This window comes from Streptomyces asoensis (genome assembly GCF_016860545.1).
GTDB lineage: Bacteria > Actinomycetota > Actinomycetes > Streptomycetales > Streptomycetaceae > Streptomyces > Streptomyces asoensis.
Genome location: NZ_BNEB01000005.1, coordinates 2,393,719 through 2,412,735, shown reverse-complemented (window position 1 = coordinate 2,412,735; position 19,017 = coordinate 2,393,719). Strand labels below are relative to the sequence as shown.

Below are 19,017 nucleotides of genomic sequence, written 5' to 3'. Positions count from 1 at the left end.
CCTTCTTCGGGTGGGGCCGTCTGGTGGGTGCGGGTCGGTGTGAGTGATGTGCGCAGTTCCCCGCGCCCCCAGGGGAGTTCGGTCCTCGTTTCTTCGGGAGCGGGGGCCGTTTTCTTTGCGGGTGGGTGCGGGTCGGTGGGGGTGATTCGCGCAGTTCCCCGCGCCCCTAAAGGGGGTGGGTCGCCGTTTGTCGGGAGTGTGGGCGAAGTCCGCGCCCCTGGGGGGAGTTCGGTCCTTGCTTCTTCGGGAGCGGGGGGCGTTCGTCTTGGGGTGGACAAGGTGTCCGGTGGGGGTGGGTGGGGTTGACGGTGCGTCGATTGTTCGGGGGTGGGGGTGCGCGGGATGCTGCTCGGGTGTCCCGGAATCCTTCGTTTCCCCGTGCCGTCTCCCGTCGGTCCCTGCTGCGCGGCGCCGGTGGCGCCGCCGCGCTCGCGGCCCTCACCGGCTGCGGGGTGCGGGCCGCCTACGTACAGCCCGGTGACCGCGGCGCGGCCGACCTCTCCGCCGAGGACAAGCGGCTGACCTGGTCCAACTGGCCCCTCTACATCGACACCGACGACGAGGACGCGGCCGCGCGGCCGACGCTCGACGCCTTCGAGCGGGAGACGGGCATCTCCGTCGACTACGTCGAGGAGATCAACGACAACGACGAGTTCTTCGGCAAGGTCAGCCCCGCGCTGATGAACCATCAGCAGACCGGCAGGGACCTGATCGTCATCAGCGACTGGATGTGCGCCCGGTTCGTCCGGCTCGGCTGGGTGCAGGAGATGGACCGGGCCGCGCAGCCCCATGTCACCCGGTACCTCGACCCGTTGCTGCGGTCGCCCGCCTTCGACCCCGGCCGGATGTGCAGCGTGCCGTGGCAGTCCGGCATCACCGGCATCGCCTACAACCGGCGGAAACTGGGCCGGGAGATACGCAGCGTCTCGGAGCTGTGGGCGGACGACCTCAGGGGCCGGGTGACGCTCCTGTCCGGCCTGGACGAGGCGTTCGCGCTGCTGATGCAGGGCAACGGCGTCGACGTCACCCGGTGGACCGCCGACGACTTCCACCAGGTGTGCGACGAGGTGGAGAAGCAGGTCGGCCGCGGCCAGATACGCCGCTTCACCGGCAACGACTACACCAAGGACCTGGTCGGCGGAGACGTCCTGGCCTGCCAGGCGTACTCGGGTGACGTCATCCAGCTCCAGGCCGACAACCCCGACATCCGCTTCGTGGTGCCCGAGGAGGGCGCCGAGCTGTGGGCGGAGTCCCTGATGATCCCCGACCTCGCCCGGCACAAGGCGAACGCCGAGAAACTGATCGACCACTACTACCGGCCGGAGGTCGCCGCCGAGCTCGCGGCCTGGGTCAACTACGTCTGCCCGGTGCCCGCCGCGCAGGCGGTCCTGGCCGACTCCGACGACGAGGAGACGGCGGCCCTCGCGGAGAACCCGCTGATCTTCCCGGACACCGCGATGCGCGGCCGGCTCGCCATCGCGCGGGACATCACCTCCACGGAACGGCTGGAGTTCGCCAAGCGCTGGAACGCCATCGCGGGCCTCTGACCAGTCACTTCCCTTACTGTTGTGACCAAGCACTTTAGTTGTCACATAGGCGCGATAGTTGTCACCAAGATCGTTCCATGGTCGGACAGGGCCATGGAGCGGGGAGGTCGGACCATGGCCGCGCTGACGTCGATGTTCAAGGATCTTTCTGCATCGCAGGCCTTTGACAGGAGCGAGGCGTAGTGATCGAGGCGTTGTCTGAGAGCGCGCCGGGGAGACTGCTTGCCGCTCCAGGAGGCGAGGCGCTCCCCGTGGCCGACTTCGTCACCCACCCTGGTGCGCGGGTCCTGATCCGTCACCTTCCGCCGCCACGGCGGCTTGCACCCGCTGCTCCTCACGAGCAGAGCCGACGTCCCGTTCCAGGGGTGTGCGGCTCACCGCTGTCGCGAGGTCTTCCAAGGCCCGTTTTTGCAGCTCCGCCTCGCGCCGCACGACCGGGCTCCCATAGCCGGCGGCGTCCTCCCACGCGTGGAGCGCCTCCTCCACGCGTCCCCAGTCCGGATTTCTGTGCTCGCGCACGGCGACTGCCGCCTTCGCGGTGTCCGTCTCCAGGGCTTCGGCGAACCGCTCAGCCCCGGGGACGACACGGCTGTCGGCCTGCGGGACGTGGCTCTCCATGAGCATCGCCGCGCGGCCGAACCCTTTGAGCGCCTCCTGCGCCTCCTGCGCCTCGCGCGACGTCAGTCCCCTGGGGCGGACCGGTTCCTGCCTTGCCCGGTCGTATGTCTCCTGCCAGGCGGCACGTGCCTCCCTGCTCGCCAGCAGTGCCCTGCGCATGTCGGTGTGATGCTCTCGGTTCGGTTCGGCGTAGTTGCGGAGCACCGCGGCCGCGTAGTGGCCGTTGGCTGCGAGCCAGTCCGCAAGCCGGCCCGGCAGCCGGGGTGTCTCCCATGCGGGGAACACCACGTACGCCAGCATCGCCAGGGCCCCGCCGAGCAGGGTGAGCACCACCCGCTCCGGGACTGTCTGCTCCCATGCCTGGCCGCCCATGCCGAGCAGGAAGACGACGTACGCGGCGGTGAAGCACTGGGAGTAGGCGTAGCCGGTACGGATCAGCGTGTACGACAGGCCGGCCGAGACCACCGCCAGCGCGCCGAACACATGGGCGTCCGGCCCCAGAGCCCGCACCATCCCGGTGGCGAGCGCGACCCCCGCCAGGGTTCCGACGAAACGGGCCACCGCACGCGCGTACGTGCGGTGGAAGTCCGGCCGCATCACCATCACCGAGGCGATGGGCGCCCAGTAGCCGTGGCCCAGGGGGAGCCGGGCGGCGATCAGATAGCCGAGCGTGGCCACCGCCGCCAAGCGGACGGCGTGCCGGAACACGGGCGAGTCCCGCCGCAGCTCACGGCGGACCGCCCTAACGACCACCGGGACCAGCCGGAGCATCGTCGGGCGCACCAGGAACTGGGTGCCCGCGGGGCCGGGCGGCGTGGGCGTCCTGCCGCGCGCGCCGCCGCAGTCGGCGATCTCCAACGCCTCGCCGAGCAATTCCACGAGCCGCTCGGCGGCCTGCCGCGCGGGCCCCTCCAGCACCTCGTGCTCCTCGTCGACGCGCAGGACGTCCAAGCTCCCGGGCCGCACCTCGGCGGGAATGCCGCGGCGGATCAAACGGGCGACCGCATCCAGGACGTCGGCGGCCGCGTCGAGCAACTCCCGCGCGCGGTCCCGCCCGGGTCCCTCCGCCGGAGCGCCCACGTCCGGGTCGGCGAGCGCGGCGACGACCGGCCGAATGCGCTCGGCGAGTCCCCGGGGGCCGTGCAGGACGGACGGACGGGTGCGGGCCTGTGACGGCGTCACGGCAGCCGCGTCCCGGGCCGTCATCAACGGCTCCGGGTCGAACGGGGCGGTCGGGTCGTGCCGCAACCGGCGGGCGTAGTCCGCCACGGCGGCCAGGGCGTCGGCGAGCGCGTCACGATGCGCTCCCCAACGCCGGATCGGGAACAGCAGGATCAGCACGGCCTGCGTCGCGCCCCCGAGTGCGATGACCCCGGCGTGCTCCAGGGCCCGCCCGATGCTCGTGGGCAGGGTGATGGTCACCAGCATGCTGCCCACGGTCGTCGCCGCGACGATCCCGGCGGTCGATCCGACGGCCCACGCCATTCCCGCGGCGAAGGCCCATACGGCCAGCAGCGGGAGGAACGTCACGAGTCGCCCCGCCGCCAGGTAGCCCACGAAGGTGCTGAGCGCCAGGCCCGCGCCCGCGCCGAGCGCGATCACCTTGCGTGGACGCCAGGTGCGCTGGAAGGTGGCCCCACCCGCAGAGTAGGCGCCGAGGGCGGCGGACGCGGCATACGCAGGGGAGACCAGCCACAGCGCCGGCCCGACGACGATCGCGACCCCAGCGGCCGTGCGCAACGCGAGCAGGGGCTCCAGCCGCGTCTCCTCGATCGTGAGCCCGGATCGCACGACCTCCCCGAAGGCCCGCAGCCACGTCACGGGTCTGAGCCTGGCCGCAACGCCCTGCCGGGTCGCGTCGGCCTGGTCGAGGTGCGGCAGCGGTCGGACAAGGAAGCCTCCCACATGGGCCTGCGAACAGGCTGCGGCCGCAGCCGCTGGACGGGGTGCAGCCACTGCGGACACTGCCAAGCACGCCGTTCGTCCTGCCGGGCCGGAGCGCGGGCAGATCGCGCCCGTCCCCGGGACCGGTCCGGGGGAACCGGCGGGGCTGCGGCCCGGGTCCCTTACCGCTTGTGGCCGTTCCCGTGTCCGGTCGGATGCAGGACCACGCGGCGTGCCGTCCGGGTCCCCGCCGGTCCCCGACGCGAAACAACCACGCACCGATCGATCAGCGGAGTCTTCGTGGGTGGACGATCATCGGCCACCCGCCACCGACGAATCCCCGACTCAGGTCACCACCTGGTCCCCGTCGTCGTCCTGGAGCATCCGGCGGCGTTCCTGTTCGCGCTTGGAGTAGGCGGCTGCCCGGATCGCCTCGTCGCTCTCCAGGCCTGATCCCAGCGCGCCGCCCACGGTGGCGACCGAGGCGACGAACCAGGACAACGTCCAGTATTCGGCGGCGTCGAGCGGGGTTCCTGTCGTGGAGGCGAACACGTGGCCGTTGAGGATGAACAGGGCCCACACCAGGTTGATGACGATCAGACCCAAGTAGCAGACGAGCACCCCGATGCCCACGGTCATGACCGTCGACACGTTGTAGAGCCTCGCCCTCTGCCTCGCCTCAGGAGAGTGCTCCGCCGTTCGGTGCCACAGGTTCGCGTCCACGATCAGCCAACCGATCATGAGTGCGACAGATCCGACCGTGGCGATCACGAGGCGCGGCGCGCTCAGGGACTGGGCCAGGCTCCAGATGGTGGAGTTCACGGTGGCGACGGCTCCGGTGGCGAGTGCGGCCGCCAGGGCTTTCGACAGGCCCGGCACCAAGCGCCACGGCCGGTTGGCACGGACCATACCGAGGAGCACCCTCAGGTATCCGCGCGGCCCGCTGACGACGTACCGCAGATCAGCGGTCTCCTCCGCACCGACCTGGCCCGGGTGAATAGGCGCGAAACGACTGACGAAGGGGGCCAGCAGCGGCTGACTCTGCGCAGGTCCCTCCACCCCGGAGGCCCGCGGACCGGCCAGACTGAGCACGGCTACTTCCACGGCCCGCCGCGCCCTCGTCTGCAGCCGCAGGCCCCCCAGCGTAGGAAGAGACAGCAGTGCCAAGCCGTGTTCGTGACTCAGATCCACCACGAGCTTGCGCCCATGTGAGTGCAGCGGAAGGTCGGTGAGGGCCACGACGATGTCCCAGTTCTGCGCACTTCCACGGTCCATGATCCGATGCATCAGGGTGGGCAGGTCCTCGGTCCCCGCGGTGAAGGGCTCACTGACCACCTCGACGTCGAACCGTCGCCCCCGGCCGGACCTGTCGGCGAGCCGAGCAGGAAGTATCCGGGCCATGCGCTGCGCGATCTCCGTGGGCGCGTCCGGATCGGCCAGGATAGTCACGACCGTAACGCCCTGAGACGACATCCGCATGACTCCTTCTCGTCGGCTGCCCGCGACGCCCCGTGCCCACAGGATGCCCCCGGGGTATCGCCGATACAGCGTGACACGCTGGCCCCTCCCGGCGGGTGCAGGCGTTACGGTCGGATCTCGAAATCGGATCCGGGATGCTCCCGACGCTCCTGTGGGCGGGCCCGGTGACGGCGCCTGCCGCGCGGTTCCCGGCGCGATCAGGTAATCAGGAACGGTGAACAAGGACGCGAACGATTCCTTCGTGCAGGTCCGGGGCGCCCGTGAGAACAACCTGCGGAACATCGACGTCGACGTTCCGCGGGACGCGATGGTCGCCTTCACCGGCGTCTCCGGTTCGGGCAAGTCCTCGCTCGCGTTCGGCACGCTCTACGCGGAGGCCCAGCGGCGCTACTTCGAGTCCGTGGCACCGTACGCCCGAAGGCTCCTGCAACAGGTCGGCGCACCGCACGTGCAGGAGATCACCGGACTGCCACCGGCCGTGGCCCTGCAGCAGCGACGCGGGTCGCCCAGCTCGCGTTCGACGGTCGGCACCATCACCACGCTGTCCAATCTGCTGCGCATGCTGTACTCCCGCGCCGGCACCTATCCGCCCCGGGCCGCACGGCTGGAGGCCGAGTCGTTCTCACCCAACACCGCGGCCGGCGCCTGCCCGGAGTGCCACGGACTGGGCGTCGTGCACGACGTGGCCGAGGACCTGCTCGTCCCGGACCCCTCGCTGAGCATCCGCGAGGGGGCGATCGCCGCCTGGCCGGGCGCGTGGCAGGGCGCCAACCTGCGCAGTGTCGTGAACGGTCTGGGGATCGACATCGACCGACCGTGGCGCAGGCTCAGGAAGAAGGACCGCGACTGGCTGCTGTACACGGACGAGCAGCCCTCCGTGTACATCGAGCCGGAGGAGGACCGCGTCGACTACGGCTACCAGGGCAAGTTCTGGAGCGCCCGCAAGCACGTCATGCATGTCCTCGCCGACTCCAAGAGCGAGAAGATGCGCGAACGGGCCCTCCGGTTCGTCAGGAGCGTGCCCTGCCCCGAGTGCCACGGCAGCGGACTGCGGCCCGAGGCGCTCGCCGTGACCTTCGCCGGACGTTCCATCGCCGAGATCAACGCGATGCCGCTCGCCGAGGTCGTGGCGCTGCTGCGGCCCGTCGCGGCGCGGTCCGAGGCCGGCGCCACCACGTCGACCGCCCGATCCGGCGAGACGACCGAGGTCGCGGTCCGGATCTGCGGCGATCTGGTCGCGCGGCTCGACGTACTGCTCGACCTGGGCCTCGGGTATCTCAGCCTCGGGCGCCGCTCGACGACCCTCTCGCCCGGCGAGGCGCAGCGCCTGCGGATCGCCACCCAGCTGCGCTCGGGGCTGTTCGGCGTCGTCTACGTGCTGGACGAACCCTCCGCGGGCCTGCACCCGGCTGACGCGGAACCGCTGCTGGACGTGCTGGACCGCCTCAAGGCGGCCGGCAACTCGCTGTTCGTCGTGGAGCACGACATGGACGTCGTACGGCGGGCGGACTGGGTGGTCGACATCGGCCCCGGCGCGGGCGAGGGCGGCGGACGCGTGCTGTACAGCGGCCCGGTCGCCGGTCTCGAGCGGGTCGGGGAGTCGGCCACGAGCCGGTACCTGTTCGGGCGCGCCGAGCCGCTCGAGCACCGTCCGCGCGCACCACACGGCTGGCTGCACCTGAGCGGCGTCTCCCGCCACAATCTGCGCGACGTGTCCGTCGACGTACCGCTGTGCGTACTGACGGCGGTGACGGGCGTGTCCGGTTCCGGGAAGTCGACGCTGGTGACGCAGGTGCTCGCCGAGGTCGTCCGCGGCCACCTCGGACTCGCACCCGAGGAGCCCGAGGATGCTCAGCTGGAGGTCGACGTCCAGGACGCGTCGGGGATCGAGTCGTTCGACCGGCTGGTCCGGGTCGACCAACGGCCCATCGGCCGGACTCCCCGGTCCAACCTGGCCACGTACACGGGGATGTTCGACGCGGTGCGCAAGCTGTACGCGGCGACGGACGAGGCCGGGGCGCGCGGCTACTCGGCCGGGCGGTTCTCCTTCAACGTGCCCGAAGGGCGGTGCGAGACCTGCCAGGGCGAAGGATTCGTCGCGGTGGAACTGCTGTTCCTGCCCGGCACCTACGCGCCGTGCCCGACCTGCCAGGGCGCCCGGTACAACGCCGAGACGCTGGAAGTCACCTACCGCGGCAAGAACATCGCGGAGGTGCTCGGGCTGTCCGTCGACGCCGCCGCCGACTTCCTGTCCGCCGTCCCGGCCGCCTCCCGCAGTCTGGAGACGTTGCGCGAGGTGGGACTGGGCTACCTGCGGCTGGGCCAGCCCGCGACGGAACTCAGCGGTGGTGAGGCACAACGCATCAAGCTGGCCACCGAACTGCAGCGAGCCCGCCGCGGGCACGCGCTCTACCTGCTCGACGAGCCGACGGCGGGGCTGCACCCCGCGGACATCGCGCTGCTGCTGCGACAGCTGCACCGGCTCGTCGACGCCGGCAACACGGTCGTCCTCGTCGAGCACGACCTGGACACGATCGCCACCGCCGACTGGGTCATCGACCTCGGGCCGGGCGGCGGCGACGCGGGCGGACGGGTGGTCGCGGCGGGCCCGCCGGCCAAGGTGGCGAGGTCCCGCCGCAGCGCCACCGCGCCCTATCTCGCGGCCCGGCTCGCACGCCCCTGACGGCGGCGCGAAAGCGCCCGCGCATCGCTGGCACTCGTCGGCAACAGCGGCTCCGGCACCGCCCACTGCTCGTCCGGGAGATCTCCCCGCCCTCGTGAACCGTGATCATTCACAGCCCGAGATCCCATTCCGGGCCGCCGGGTCAGCCGGGCATGGGGTGGTGCGCCCCGGCGAACTGTTCCACGACGGCAGCGCAGAAGGCGGGCAGGTCGGCCGGGCCGCGGATGGTGACCAGTGGCCCGTCGACGACCACCTCCTGGTCGGCGACGATCTCCGCGCCGGCGTTGCGCAGGTCGGTGCGGATGCTGGGCCACGAGGTCAGGCGGCGGCCGCGTACGGCGTCGGCTTCCGCAAGGGTCCACGGGCCGTGGCAGATCGATGCGACCGGTTTCCCGCTGGCCATGAAGTCCTTGACGAACTGCACCGCGTCGCGGTCCATGCGCAGCTGGTCAGGGTTCATGGTGCCGCCGGGCAGCAACAGGGCGTGGTAGTCGTCGACGGAGGCGTCGGCGACCAGGCGGGTCCACGGGGAAGGTTCCGGCCGCGTTGAGGTCGAACTGGCGGGCCTGGATCTCGCCGGGGTGGAGCGAGACGATCTCGGTCTTCGCCCCTGCGCCCTGCAGCGCACCGCGCGGCTCGTCGAGTTCCACGCGCTCGACGCCGTCGGTGGCCAGAATTGCCACGCGCATCCCCCGGAGTTCCTGTGTCATGGTCGGTTCCCTTCACGAGTCGCTCGTGGTACGACGCGAGCGGCAGGGACACCCGGCAGGGCCTGTCCGGATCCCAATCCCCGGACCGGGGACCGGTTCGGCGCCACGCACCGGGGCGCGACTGCTACAGCAGCCGGTCGAACACCGCGGTCACGCCCTCCCAGTGACTCGTCTGCGGGTTCTTGACATCCGGATACATGGTTTTGAACGTCTCGGCGAGGGCGACGCTGAGACCGCCGATGATCTCGGGGTAGCGCTCTTCGGCCTCCTGGGTGGGTGTCCTGTCGAGGGGAGGGTGCGTGGCGAGCTGTTCCAGGATCGGCTTCAGCTCGACCTCCTCGTCGAGCCGCCGGAACCGGTGGATGCTCTCCTGCAGGCCCTTGGTGATCGGTAGGTCCCACGGTTCGACGGTATCCCTGCCGTTGGCCTTGGCCGACGCCTGGCCGACGACCAGGAGGTCGTATAGCTTGGCGTCGACGAAGTCGCCGTACCGCTTCAGGTCGTTCTTGTCCACGTCGAGGCTTGCGGCGGCGCGGAAGAACCTCTCGAACTTCGACACACCCATCACGGTCATGCCTCTCGCCTCCTTACCCGGAACGGACGACGTTGTTCGCGCCCGCCCGCGCCGCCGTCGGCTGTTACCCGGTCGAGGTTCGCAGAGCCCCCTGCCGAGCGCCTCCTCACCCGAGGCCGAAAAAGGGCGCCCCTTCTTCCCCTGGCAGAGCAGCATGAAGTGCGCAGGCATCCCTCGGCCGGCCGTACGGCCGGCCGGCCGTCGGCGGGAAGCTGCACGGCGTTGCAACGCCTCAAGAGCGACGAGCGGGGGACACGGCATCCCGTCAACGCCGTCAGAGCACATCCAGGGGCGCGGGCCCGCTGGGCGGCGGGAACGCCTTGTCGAGGGCGTCGAGCGCCTCGGTGGGAAGGCGGAGGTCCACCGCGCCGCGGTTCTCCCGGACGTGGTCGGGTGATCCGGAACGCGGGATCGCGGCCACCCCCTGCGCCAGCACCCAGGCGAGTGCCACCTGGGCCGGCGTGGCTCCGAGGGCCCGGGCCACGGCACCCAGAGCCTCGACCTGCAGCAGCCGCCCCTGCTCGATCGGTGAGTAGGCCTTGACCGCCACCCCGGCCTCGCGGCACCAGGGGAGCAGATCCCACTCGATGCCGCGCCGGGAGAGGTTGTACAGCACCTGGTCGACGGCCACGGCACCACCGCCGGGGAGGGCGGTCAGCTCGACCATGTCGGCGACGTCCAGATTGCTCACGCCCCAGTAACGGATCTTCTCCGCCTCCATCAGGTCGGTGAATCCCGCAAGGGTCTCCTCGAGTGGCCACCGTCCCCGCCAGTGCAGCAGGTAGAGGTCCAGCCGTTCCGCACGGAGCCGCCGCAGGCTGCCCTCGCAGGCGGCGACGGTGCCTTTCCGATCGGCGTGGCCGGGCAGCACCTTGCTGACCAGGAAGACCTCCTCGCGGCGTCCCCGGAGGGCCTCGCCGACGAGCTCCTCGGCTGCGCCGTCGCCGTACATCTCCGCCGTGTCGACGACGGTCATGCCCAGGTCCACGCCCAGCCGCAGTGCGGCGATCTCCTGTTCCCGCCGGGCCGGGTCCTCGCCCAGGTACCAGGTGCCCTGCCCGAGCGCCGCGATCTCCTCACCGGAGGGAAGTGCGATCGTTCCGGCCGATTCCGCAGACATCTCGTGCCTCCCGTCTGCCGCGGGTCAGTGTCGCGCGCACCCGGACCGGGTGCCCAGGTCCGCGCCTCCCAGACAGCCGGTGTCGCATGCGCCGCAGGGAGGTCAGGAGGGGCTAGCGGGCTGCGCCGAGAGCGTGCCGGGACCGGGTGCGCGGTCGCGCAACGCGACGGCGACCGACACGACGGCGCCGCAGGAGAGGACCGCCGCGAAGCCGATCATCGCGGTCTGCACGGCGAAGTGCCGCAGGGCGATGCTGAACAGGACGGAGGGCAGGCCCATTCCCGGGTACGCGACGACGAAGAACACGGCGAGGACCCCCGCGCGCGAGGCGGGACCGGCCACTGAACCGGCACGTTCGACTCCTGCCTTGAACAGCAGCCCGGAGCCGGCTCCCGACAGGGACACGGCGACCAGGTAGAGCCAGAGCGCCGGGTGATGGAGGGCGAGGGCGCACAGGGCCAGGCCGACCGGGAAGACGACCGCCCCCACGGTCAGGAGCCGGGGCAGCGGGAGCCGGCCCAGCACCAGCTGGGCGGCCGCCGCGCAACCGAACATGAGGAAGGCCGCCAGGCCGACCACGAGGTGCGAGTCGGTGTGCAGGGTGCCGTGGAGCACGCTCGCCCCGAGGGAGGCGAAGGCGCCCAGCGCGCCGGCCGCGCCGAACGTCCGCCGGCCGCCGGGGCACAGGACGAACCTGCTGGGCGGATCGGCCGCCGGCAGTTCCAGGTCCACGGTCTCCGGGGTGCACAGCACCAGCGCCAGGCACACTGCCATGGCCAGCGTGAAGATCGCCTGGGTGGTGATCAGGGGCGTGGGAAGCCACTCGGCGGCGGCACCGGCGATCAGGGGCCCTGAGGCCAGCCCGCCGAGGTTGGCGGCGGTGGCCACGATGCCGGGCAGCACCGAATCCCTCCGATCCGGACGGGCCTCGTGGTAGAGGTCGTGCAGGTACGTCGTCGCGGTCGAGGCCATCAGCCCCAGTCCGACACCGTTCAGGATCCTGCCCGCGATCAGCCCCGGCAGGTCCCGCCACACGATCAGCACGACCGACGCGACGATGCCGACCAGCAGCGCCGGGACGATGATGCGCCGCCGGCCGACCCGGTCCGACAGGTGTCCCAGTCCGAGGAAGGCGCCCGCTGCGCCCACGACCATCGAGGCGTACGCCACCGTGACCGTGGTCGCCCCGAAGTGGTCCCGGGCCTCGTACAGCGGCCACAACGGGGTCGGCGCGGTGCCGAAGGCCATCAGCACGGTGAAGGCGACCGCCACGAACCAGAAGCCGGTCGCGTGCGAGGCACGACGCCGGGCGGGGGCGCGGGGCGGCGGGTCGGCGGGCGTGGGTGCCGGGACCCGACGGCTCGGGCCGTCGGGGGCGTCGGCTGTGGGACGGCTGAGCGGCGTCGGAACGGCAGGCAGGGGGCCCTCCCCGGGCGGAAGTGGACGGTGCTTTCCATCCTCCTCACCAGCCAGGATCAGTGCCAACGAATGTTTTTGCTGGGCTCCAGCAATGCGAGTGACACTTCCCGTGTGGAGCTACGTCAGCTGGAGCACTTCATCGCGGTCGCCGAGGAGCTGAGTTTCACGCGTGCCGCCCGTCGGCTGCACGTGGTGCAGTCCGGGGTGTCCGCCGCGATCCGCTCCCTGGAGCGCGAGCTCGGCTGCGCGCTGTTCGAGCGCACGTCGCAGCGGGTCCGGCTCACCGGGGCGGGCGCGGCGCTGCTGCCGGAGGCTCGGGCCACCCTGCACGCCGCTCAGGCGGCCCAGGACACCGTGCGCGCCGCACAGGACACGCTGCGCGGCACGGTGAACGTGGGCGCCATGGCCTCGGTCGAGGTGGTGGACCTGCCCGCGCTCCTCGGACAGCTCCACGGGAGGCATCCGGCGATCGACGTCCGGCTGCGGCTGGCGACGACCGGCTCGGCGGGACTGGCGCACGCGCTGCTCGGCGGAGACCTGGACGTGGCCTTCCTGTCGCTGCCCGAGCACAGACCCGCCGGGATCGACGCACGGGAGCTGGCCACCGTGCCGCTCGTCCTGGTGGTGAGCGACGCCCATCCGCTCGCGCAGCGGACAGAGGTGGCACTTGCGGACCTCGCCGGGGAGCCCTTCGTGGACTTCCCGCCGGGCTACGGCAACCGTGAGGTGCTCGACCGGGCGTTCGCGGCGGCGGGTGTCGCACGCCGGGTCGCACTGGAAGTGCCCGACATCGACATGGGGGCGGCACTGGCCCGGCACGGTCTGGGCATCGCCTTCCTGCCCGCGTTCGGCGTTGCCCGCACCCCCGGCCTGCACGTCCTGGACGTCGCCGGCACCGTGCTCCGCTGGAGCATGCATCTCGGCACGTCGTCGACCCGGCGACCCAGCTCGGCGCTGCGGGCGCTGCTCGACCTGGTCGACCTCCACGTCGTCGCCCTGCGTTCGCCTCGCTCCGGACGGGCCAGGCTCGGCCACCAGCAGCACGACGCGCACGGATCTGCCGGAAGACGTCTCCCCGCGAGCGACCAGTGGGCCGCGGGCGTCACCCGCCGTGCCGTCCGTCCCCGGCGCACACCCAGCGTCCGGGCCGCTGCCGCCGTGAGCGGGAGGCGTACCGAAGGCCGAGCCACGGGACAGACTGAGCAGGTGTGAGCGGGGCCGGGCATGGAAACCCGAGGAACCCCGACTCCAGGGAGGCGCCATGGACGCCAATGTCACTGCCCAGGGAAGCCCCATCGCCACAGTCAATCCGTACACCGGCGAAAGAGTTCGGGAGTTCCAGGCGCTGAGCGCGCAGGACGTAGAGCGCGCGATCGACGCGGCGCACGGTAGCTTTCCGGACTGGCGTGCCCGGTCGACGGCTGACCGTGGGGCCCTCGTGCAACGCGCCGGCCGGCTCATGAGGGAGCGCAAGGAGGAGCTGGCGCGGCTGCTGACCCTTGAGGTCGGCAAGCTGATCGACTCGAGCCGTGCAGAGGTCGACCTCGCGTCCGACATCCTCACCTTCTACGGCGAGCACGGCCCCGAGCTGCTGGAAGAGCGGCCCCTGCCGGTACCCGAGGGCACGGCCGTGCTGGTGAACGAGCCGCTCGGTGTCCTTCTCGGTGTGATGCCCTGGAACTTCCCGCTCTACCAGGTGGCCCGATTCGCGGGTCCGAACCTCGTCCTCGGCAACACGATCCTGCTCAAGCACGCGAGCAGTTGCCCCCAGTCCGCACTGGCACTCGAGCAGCTGTTCACGGATGCGGGCGTGCCGACCGGGGTCTACACCAATCTCTTCGTGCGGGGCAGGGACGTCGGAAAGATCATCGATGACTCTCGTGTGCAGGGAGCGTCACTGACCGGAAGCGAGCGGGCGGGCGTGAGCTTGGGCGAGATCGCCGGCCGCAATGTCAAAAAGTCCGTCCTCGAGCTGGGCGGCAGTGATCCCTTCGTCGTGCTGGACGGTCACAACCTCGAGCGCACCGTGTACGCCGCGTTCCTCGGCCGGATGGGCAACACCGGGCAGTGCTGTGTGGCGGCCAAGCGCTTCATCGCCCTTGCCGACGTCTACGACGCCTTTCTCGCCGGGCTGCGTGACCGGATGAGCGAGGTGCAACCGGGAGATCCGGCCGACCCCGCCACCACGCTCGGCCCGCTGTCCTCCGAGGCCGCGGCCGAACTCCTGATGGAGCAGGTCCGTGACGCGGTGGACAAGGGAGCCACGGTGGTGCTGGGCGGCGGGCGGCCCGACCTGCCGGGCGCCTTCGTCGCGCCGACCGTCCTCACCGACGTCACACCGGACATGCGGGCCTACCGGGAAGAGCTCTTCGGCCCCGTCGCTACGGTCTACCGGGTCGAGGACGAGGACGAGGCCGTGGCATTGGCCAACACCTCCCCCTACGGCCTGGGAGGCGCGGTCTTCGCCGCCGACCCGGAACGTGCTCGCGGGGTCGCGGACCGGCTGGAGGCGGGCATGGTGTGGATCAACCACCCGACCGCGTCCCGACCGGAGCTGCCCTTCGGTGGCATCAAGCGCTCCGGCTACGGGCGCGAACTCGGCGACGCGGGCATCGTGGAATTCGCGAACCGCAAGCTCGTGCGCTACGTGGACGCCGACGCCCCGATCGGCGAGGTGCTGGGCTGACCTGCGGTCCGGTCGACCGCGCTCGGCGGATGCCGACCGTCGGATGGTGAAGCGCTTTTTGCCGAGGGAGGGACAGTTGATCTCGAACGGCCCCGAGGACGCACGCCCGGCCGTGTCGTCGCCCGCGTCATGGAACGAATCCTCGCGATGGCCACCGCGTTCTCGCACAGCGACGCTCGACCGGATCGCCGCCGGCGGTCCCGGCATGCGCAGGGCCGGCAGATGCTCCTCCTCCGCCCGGCCCACGCCACCGCAGCGCTGTTGGCAGGGCACCCCGCCCCACTACTGCTGCTGATGCCACCCGCACACAAGTTCCAGCCAGGCATCAGCCCGGCCCGCCCAGCACGACCTTCCACACTCGGGTCGCCACCTGGAGGTTCAGCCGGTCCTCGACGTTCGCGAGGTCGTTGCCGCTGATGTCGCGGATGCGCTGGAGCCGGTAGCGCAGCGTGCTGCGGTGGATCGCGAGGGATTCCGCGGTCTCGTCGTAGTTGCCGCCGCAGTCGAAGTACCGGGACAGGGTCTTCACCATGGCCGTGCGGTGCCGGGAGTCGTAGTCGATGAGCTGCCCGAGCCACTCCTGGACGAACGTCTCCAGTTCCCGGTAGTCGTTGCCGGGTCCCAGGATGCGGTAGAGGCCCATCTCGTCGAAGAACGTCGTGCCGTAGCGCTCGCGGGAGTGACGGCGCACCTCCACGGCACGCTGCGCCTCCTGGTAGCGGTGGGGGATGTCGTCCAGGGAGTCGCAGGGGGCGCTCACCCCGATCGTCCCGGACCGTGTCCCGGTCTCCCGGGCGAGCGCCTCGTACAACGCCCGGGCGTGCGGCCTGTCGTCGGCGACCAGGACCACGTGGTCGGAACGTCGGGTCAGCAGCGAGCGCATGCCCACGGCAGAAGCCGCCCGTCCCACGGTCTGCGCGAAGGAATCGTCCGCGGTCCGGTTCGGCCACTGCACCACGACGACGTAGTGGCTGCGGTGCAGGTCGTATCCGACCGCCTCGGACCGGGCGTACGCGCTCGCCTCGTCCGTTCCCGCCAGGAGGTCGTCGACCAGCTCGCGGTGCAGCCTGAGTTCCACTTCGGCCAGGTCGCGCAGGTGCGTCAGCTCCGGGGCGAGCGACGCGGCGGCGTGTTCCAGCGCGAGCACGGTGTGCCCGTCGGCCTCGTCCCGGGCATCGACCACGGCCAGTACGCCCAGGATCTCGCCGTGCGGGCGGACCAGGGCGATCAGCCGGTCCTTCACCCGCACCGGCCCGGCCTGACGGGCGACGGCGTGCAGCATTGCGTCCTGGCGCACGGGGTCCGGCTCGGGATAGGGGTCGGGGCGGCTGGGGCCGGTCCAGGACCTCAGCCGGCCGAAGCGGTCCTCGACCAGCGCGGGGAGTCCGGTGAGCCTGTGCAGTGCGCGGGTGATCGCCTCCTCGCCGTCGCTCGAGGCTGCGACGTCGGCCATGAGCGAGTGCACGGCCCGCTCGTACCCCAGCTCCGCCACGACGGAGATCAGCTGCCGCTGGAGGGTCGTGCGTTCGTCCCTCAGCCGGTGCAGCTCCAACGCGTCCTCGCGTTGGCGGTGGTGTGCGAAGGCGAGTGACAAGGCGGCAGCGGTGTGCCGGACGATCGTGGCGAGCAGGGACCGATCGGCCTCGGACGGCCGGGAGCGGGACGTCACCACGAGGTAGCCGTGGAGTCCCTCGAGGCCGCGCAGCCCCAGAGCCCGGCCCCACGACCTGCCGGGTACGGTCACGGGACCGTCCCGCCCGGCCAGATCCCGCACCCTGCGGCCCACGGCCGAGGCGTGCGCCCGCCCGTTCCTCGGACTGGGGACCAGGTCGCCGCCCACCTTCAGGTATCCGGCCTCGGCGCGGTACGGCCCCGCGGCGGCTATGTGGTCCATGGCCAGTCGCAGGATCTCGTCTTCGTCCGGGGCGTCGGACAGGGCGCGGGAGAGCGCCATCAGCGCGCGGAGGTGATCGGCCGGGGTCGGAGCGGGTGGGCGGGGGAATCTCCGCGCGCCTGTGAGGCGCCCGCCGGCGCTGTCCCGCGGAAGGCTGCCCTCCCAGTCGGAGCGGCGGTGGTACAGGCTGTGCGTCCGACTGTCGGCCATGGGATCACTCCGTTCTCCCCGAGTCTTCAGGAAGGAGAGTGCTATCGCGTACCCGCTCCCGGCCGGCCTACCCGAGATGTCCGGAATCTTTCTCTCGTCCTCGTGGGGCGACCGGGCCCGTGCATTCCTGGCCCGCCAGGCGCAGGCGTGGAGCCGTCCGGCTCGTCACCCTGGGGAGTGTTCGGGATCCTCCGTGCGCATCGTCGGGAAACCGGCGGAGGTCCCTCTTCTACCTGAACGAACGTGATCCGCAAGGTCGGCGCAGGCGCCGTACCGGGAGGAGTTCCCCATGGCCAAGGCAGTGGGCATCGACCTGGGCACCACCAACTCGGTGATCGCCGTGTGGGAGGGCGGCGAGCCGTCCGTCGTGCCCAACAGCGAGGGCAACCGCACGACACCGTCCGTGGTGGCCTTCACCGACACCGGGGAACGTCTGGTGGGCCAGCTGGCCCGCCGCCAGGCCATTCTCAACCCCAAGGGCACCATCTACTCGGCCAAGCGGTTCATCGGCCGGCACTTCGACGAGATCTCCGAGGAGGCCAGGGCGGTGGCGTACGACGTCGTCGAGGGCGACGGCGGGGCCGCCCGCTTCAAGGTGCGCGACAAGCTGTACGCGCCTGAGGAGATCAGCGCACAGGTGCTGCGCAAACTCGCCGACGACGCCTCCAAGCAGTTGGGGGAGCGGGTCACGGAGGCGGTCATCACGGTGCCCGCCTACTTCAACGACGCTCAGCGCACCGCCACCAAGGACGCCGGACGGATCGCCGGACTGGAGGTGCTGCGGATCATCAACGAGCCGACGGCGGCCGCTCTCGCGTACGGCATGGACAAGAAGGAGCACGAGACCGTCCTCGTCTTCGACCTGGGCGGCGGCACCTTCGACGTGAGCATCCTCGACGTCGGCGACGGCGTGGTGGAGGTGCGCTCCACCGCCGGTGACAGCCACCTGGGGGGTGACGACTTCGACCGGCGTCTGGTGGATCACCTCGCCGACGACTTCCAGAAGGAGAACGGCATCGACCTGCGCAAGGACCCGCAGGCGCTGCAACGACTGTTCGAGGCGGCGGAGAAGGCCAAGACTGAGCTCAGTTCGGTGACGCAGACACAGGTCAGCCTGCCGTTCATCACCGCCGACGCCTCGGGCCCCAAGCACCTCACCGACTCGATCATGCGGTCCACGTTCGAGCAGATCACCGGCGACCTGGTGGAGCGCTGCCTCGGACCGGTGCAGCAGGCGATGGCCGACGCCAAGGTCGGCGACAGCGACATCGACGAGGTCATCCTCGTCGGCGGTTCCACCCGCATCCCCGCTGTCCAGACCCTGGTCCGCCGGCTGACCGGCGGCAAGGACCCCAACATGAGCGTCAACCCCGACGAGGTCGTGGCCCTGGGCGCCGCGATCCAGGCCGGGGTACTCAAGGGCGAGGTCAAGGATGTCCTGCTGCTCGACGTCACACCATTGTCGCTGGGCGTGGAGACGCGCGGCGGAGTGATGACGAAGATCATCGAGCGGAACACCACCATCCCGGTGCGCCGCAGCGAGACCTTCTCCACCGCCGAGGACAACCAGCCGGCCGTCGATGTGGTGGTCCTCCAGGGCGAGCGCGAGCGGGCCGCCGACAACCGGGTGCTGGGCCGGTTCCAGCTCACCGACATCCGGCCGGCGCCGCGGGGCGAAGCACAGATCGAGGTCATCTTCGACATCGACGCCAACGGCATCCTCAACGTCAAGGCCCGCGACCGGGACACCGGCAAGGAACAGGGCATCACCATCAGCGAGAGCTCCAACCTGGACCGCAGTGAGGTCGAACGCATGGTCCAGGAGGCCGAGAGCAACCGGGGCCAGGACCAGGCACTCCGCGAGGCCGTCGACGCCCGCAACGAACTCGACGCCGTCGCGTACCAGGTCGAGAAGCGTCTCACCGAACTGGGCGACGCAGCGCCCGCGCACGAGAAGGCACGCGCCGAGATGCTCGTGTCCGACGCCCGGGCGGCTGTCAAGGAAGAGGCGGGCGTGGAGCGCGTGCGGCCCCTGACCTCCGAACTCCAGCAGGTACTCGCGGGGCTGACGGCCCATCAGGGCGCGGGCGCCACGGGCAAGGGTCCCGGCCAGGACGCCGCCGCCGGCGGTCCCACGAGTGGCGGTGGCGATGACGATGATGTCATCGACGCCGAGTTCGACAAGGGCTGAGG

General features: G+C 71.1%; 11 protein-coding genes and 2 pseudogenes. 6 read left to right on the top strand and 7 right to left on the bottom strand.

Annotation, left to right across the window (positions count from 1 at the left end; all coding sequences use genetic code 11):
• Positions 1–353: 353 nt before the first annotated feature.
• Positions 354–1,547 (top strand): polyamine ABC transporter substrate-binding protein, encoded by a 1,194-nt coding sequence (locus tag Saso_RS33230; protein ID WP_189926561.1) that lies wholly within the window; start codon positions 354–356, stop codon positions 1,545–1,547.
• A 264-nt stretch (positions 1,548–1,811) separates the two neighbouring features.
• Here the strand turns inward: Saso_RS33230 and Saso_RS33225 are convergent, their stop codons facing one another.
• Entirely contained in the window at positions 1,812–3,986 is a 2,175-nt protein-coding gene (locus Saso_RS33225; protein WP_189926560.1) for an FUSC family protein, read from the bottom strand.
• A gap of 408 nt (positions 3,987–4,394) precedes the next feature.
• Positions 4,395–5,528 carry a hypothetical protein gene (locus Saso_RS33220; RefSeq protein WP_189926559.1) on the bottom strand — a complete coding sequence of 378 codons (1,134 nt, stop codon included), beginning with the start codon at positions 5,526–5,528 and terminating at the stop codon, positions 4,395–4,397.
• Positions 5,529–5,742: 214 nt separating this feature from the next.
• On the opposite strand from Saso_RS33220, the gene uvrA reads away from it, so the two are divergent.
• On the top strand, positions 5,743–8,211 hold the full coding sequence (gene uvrA, locus Saso_RS33215) for an excinuclease ABC subunit UvrA (protein ID WP_189926558.1): 2,469 nt from the start codon (positions 5,743–5,745) through the stop codon (positions 8,209–8,211).
• Between the two features lie 142 nt (positions 8,212–8,353).
• On the opposite strand, the pseudogene Saso_RS33210 reads toward uvrA, so the two are convergent.
• The 4 genes and pseudogenes from Saso_RS33210 to Saso_RS33195 form a co-directional block, all read right to left on the bottom strand.
• A pseudogene (locus tag Saso_RS33210) lies at positions 8,354–8,921 on the bottom strand (type 1 glutamine amidotransferase domain-containing protein).
• Between the two features lie 124 nt (positions 8,922–9,045).
• Positions 9,046–9,495, bottom strand: a complete 450-nt coding sequence (locus Saso_RS33205; RefSeq protein ID WP_189926556.1) for a DUF1931 family protein — start codon at positions 9,493–9,495, stop codon at positions 9,046–9,048.
• A 274-nt stretch (positions 9,496–9,769) separates the two neighbouring features.
• Positions 9,770–10,615 carry an aldo/keto reductase gene (locus Saso_RS33200; protein ID WP_189926554.1) on the bottom strand — a complete coding sequence of 282 codons (846 nt, stop codon included), beginning with the start codon at positions 10,613–10,615 and terminating at the stop codon, positions 9,770–9,772.
• Positions 10,616–10,717: 102 nt separating this feature from the next.
• A complete protein-coding gene (locus Saso_RS33195; RefSeq protein WP_359070989.1) occupies positions 10,718–12,100 on the bottom strand; it encodes an MFS transporter in 1,383 nt (460 codons plus the stop codon).
• Positions 12,101–12,145: 45 nt separating this feature from the next.
• On the opposite strand from Saso_RS33195, the gene Saso_RS33190 reads away from it, so the two are divergent.
• The 3 genes and pseudogenes from Saso_RS33190 to Saso_RS39265 form a co-directional block, all read left to right on the top strand.
• The gene (locus tag Saso_RS33190; RefSeq protein WP_229901474.1) at positions 12,146–13,246 is read left to right on the top strand and encodes a LysR family transcriptional regulator; all 1,101 of its coding nucleotides are present in this window, start codon (positions 12,146–12,148) and stop codon (positions 13,244–13,246) included.
• Between the two features lie 49 nt (positions 13,247–13,295).
• Positions 13,296–14,720, top strand: coding sequence for an NAD-dependent succinate-semialdehyde dehydrogenase (locus tag Saso_RS33185; protein WP_189926550.1), 1,425 nt, complete (start codon positions 13,296–13,298; stop codon positions 14,718–14,720).
• A 69-nt stretch (positions 14,721–14,789) separates the two neighbouring features.
• Positions 14,790–14,894 (top strand): annotated as a pseudogene (locus Saso_RS39265) (IS982 family transposase); the annotation flags it as partial.
• A 151-nt stretch (positions 14,895–15,045) separates the two neighbouring features.
• Here Saso_RS39265 and Saso_RS33180 read toward each other — a convergent pair.
• Positions 15,046–16,824, bottom strand: a complete 1,779-nt coding sequence (locus Saso_RS33180; protein WP_189926548.1) for a PucR family transcriptional regulator — start codon at positions 16,822–16,824, stop codon at positions 15,046–15,048.
• A 289-nt stretch (positions 16,825–17,113) separates the two neighbouring features.
• On the opposite strand from Saso_RS33180, the gene dnaK reads away from it, so the two are divergent.
• A complete protein-coding gene (dnaK, locus tag Saso_RS33175) occupies positions 17,114–19,015 on the top strand; it encodes a molecular chaperone DnaK (protein ID WP_189926546.1) in 1,902 nt (633 codons plus the stop codon).
• Positions 19,016–19,017 lie beyond the last annotated feature (2 nt).

Coding starts and splice junctions, on each gene's coding strand:
- Saso_RS33220 (WP_189926559.1), bottom strand. CDS start 5,528: ATGCGGATGTCGTCTCAGGGCGTTACGGTCGTGACTATCCTGGCCGAT.
- Saso_RS33205 (WP_189926556.1), bottom strand. CDS start 9,495: ATGACCGTGATGGGTGTGTCGAAGTTCGAGAGGTTCTTCCGCGCCGCC.
- Saso_RS33200 (WP_189926554.1), bottom strand. CDS start 10,615: ATGTCTGCGGAATCGGCCGGAACGATCGCACTTCCCTCCGGTGAGGAG.
- Saso_RS33185 (WP_189926550.1), top strand. CDS start 13,296: ATGGACGCCAATGTCACTGCCCAGGGAAGCCCCATCGCCACAGTCAAT.
- Saso_RS33180 (WP_189926548.1), bottom strand. CDS start 16,824: ATGGCCGACAGTCGGACGCACAGCCTGTACCACCGCCGCTCCGACTGG.
- dnaK (WP_189926546.1), top strand. CDS start 17,114: ATGGCCAAGGCAGTGGGCATCGACCTGGGCACCACCAACTCGGTGATC.